Consider the following 2365-nt stretch of genomic DNA (forward strand, 5'->3'; position numbering starts at 1 on the left):
AGTATGGGGGTGTACGATGCAAAAAGCGCTGAGGATGCCAAAAGTGTTTGGAATGAGGCGAAGGGTGCCTATTATAGTAAGCCGGAGACGCGGTCTAATCATGCGGTGACCCTCATCGGTTGGGACGATACCTTTTCCAAGGATAATTTTAGCGATGTCAACCAACCGGCAGGCGATGGGGCATGGCTCATTAAAAATAGCTGGGGGGATACACCGAGTAGCAGTGGCATGAATTTTCTCAATGCTGTTCCCAATTCAGAGGGCGGCAAGGACTGCGGCTATTTCTGGATGTCCTATTATGAAGGATCGATCATGACACCCGTCAGCTATCAGGTTGATGTCGGGGCCGATGATTACGACAATCTGGTACAGTACGATTATTTGAATATCCGAAGTGTTTATTCCACGATAGGGGAAATCATCAAAACCATTCTGACGACAAAGGGGATAACTGCGGATAAATCTGTGGCCAATGTCTTTACCGCCCAGGGCTATGAGACATTATCAGCGGTATCCTTCAACGCAACAGCCCCTGGGTGTAATGTGGACATTCAGATTTATCGCAATGGCAGCCCGGGGGAAATAGCAGAACGAACACCCGATGTCACCCTCAATACCGAAGCCGTTGAGAGCGCTGGCTTCCACACCTTAGATTTAGGTGAGAAGGCCATCAATCTGCGCCCCAATGAAGCGTATACCATTGTTCAAACCATAACGTCTAAAAATGAAAGCTATCTGCCCGTTGAGCTAGGGAGTGAACTGGAGAAAAACCCATCCGGGGGGATGACGGGGGCCCAAGCAGTGTGTAATCCAGGGGAAAGCTATGTGCAGACCTCTGAGGGCTGGACCGACTTATCCCAAATTGGCGAGGTGACCCTTAAAGAGGAATCCAAAGAGACGACCTTCACGGTGGGCAATGCCATGATCAAGGCCTATACCAATAATCGGGAAGCCACCGCTGTGGAGCTTGTCATGGCCCAAATCGATGCCCTTGGGGAGATTATAAGCCTGGATCAGGAGCCCCAGGTGGTGGCTGCCCGCACGGCCTACGACGCCCTGACCCAAAGCGAAAAGGACCAGGTGGAGAACATCGCCGTATTAGAGGCGGCTGAGGCTAAAATAGCGGCCTTAAAGGCCGCCCAGCCCCAGCCCCAGACAACGGCCCAGACGGTGGCCGCCAAGGGAAATGCCACTACCGGCATCACCGGTGTGGGTACTGGCCTTTGGGTGGGTGCAGGCTTGTTGGCCATCATGCTCATCATCGGTGGCTGCTATGCGAAAAAGCGGATGATGTAGTAGCCAACTGCTATTGAATTAACGCCTGTGTTATGATAAAGGATATGGAATCCCTGGTGATGGAGGTGAAACGCAGATGGATCTAGCAGCATTGACCCAGGCGCTCATGGAGGCCCATGGCCAGCGCGAGCTTGAGTGGGTGATGTCCTATATGGATGAGGATGTGGTGTGGATTGGCGCTCTGCGGGGGCAGTATGTCCATGGAAAGGCGGCTATGCGCCGGATTTTATCCCAGGGACAGGATGTCCCCATACAGTCGGAGGCCATCGTCTACGAAGTGGTGTACGAAACGGAGACCCTGGCCATCGTAACTGGTCAGCTGGGGGCCTATACCGAGCCAGAATCCGGGTATCTGCTAAAGCAGAACCAGCGACTGAGCTTTGTGTACGAACGGAAAACGGATGGATGGAAGATCATTCACCTCCACGTGTCCAACGAATGGGATGTTCTGAAGGAGAATGAGTGCTTTCCCTATACCTGTGGGCGGGAAACCTACCTGTACATGCAAAAACAGATTGAGGATTACAGAAGGCGCTCCGATAAGCTTCTGGTCCACATTGGGAAGAGGTCTTGCTTTTTAAAAACAGAGAGCATTCTCTTTATTGAAGCCAACCGCCACCATTGTATCGTCCGTCAGGTGGCGGATCGGGTGGAAATCGATGAATCCATCACCGAGCTTTCCGTTGGTCTGCCCAAGCATTTCCTCCGCGTCCATCGCAGCTTTATCATCAACCTGTATTACATCGAAAGCCTGGACTATGGCCGAGCCTCCCTGGGCCATGGTATTGAGGTCCCCATCCCCAAACAGCGATACCGGGAGATTAAGGAGACGGTGATCGCCCGTCTTGGAGAGATTGGGCTGGCATTGGATGGGCAGGTGGTGGATTCTTGATTCCAATGATAAAATTATACTGGTGAATACCAAAGCCTCCCCTTGAATTTACAGAAAAATATGCTATAGTGACAGTAAATTGACATAGGAGGATTACGGCAATGACCAAAAAAATAATCGCCCTCATCAGCGAGGACTTTGAAGATCTGGAATTATGGTACCCGGTGCACCGCCTTC

The 2365-nt window shown here is 51.6% G+C and carries 2 protein-coding genes and 1 pseudogene; all 3 read left to right on the forward strand.

The genetic code is table 11. The features are described from left to right. Window positions 1-1296 (forward strand): lectin like domain-containing protein (locus VB081_RS07685; RefSeq protein WP_323400238.1); only part of this gene is annotated, 1296 nt, incomplete at its 5' end. A 76-nt stretch (window positions 1297-1372) separates the two neighbouring features. Continuing rightward, a complete protein-coding gene (locus VB081_RS07690) occupies window positions 1373-2188 on the forward strand; it encodes a LytTR family transcriptional regulator (protein WP_323400239.1) in 816 nt (271 codons plus the stop codon). 92 nt (window positions 2189-2280) lie between these two features. Continuing rightward, window positions 2281-2365, forward strand: a pseudogene (locus VB081_RS15010) (protease); the annotation flags it as partial.

It is taken from the genome of Christensenella sp. (genome assembly GCF_034927525.1).
Taxonomy (GTDB): Bacteria; Bacillota; Clostridia; order Christensenellales; family Christensenellaceae; genus Christensenella.

Excerpts from the sequence above, each read along its gene's own strand:
- VB081_RS07690 (WP_323400239.1), top strand. The coding sequence starts at position 1,373 with ATGGATCTAGCAGCATTGACCCAGGCGCTCATGGAGGCCCATGGCCAG.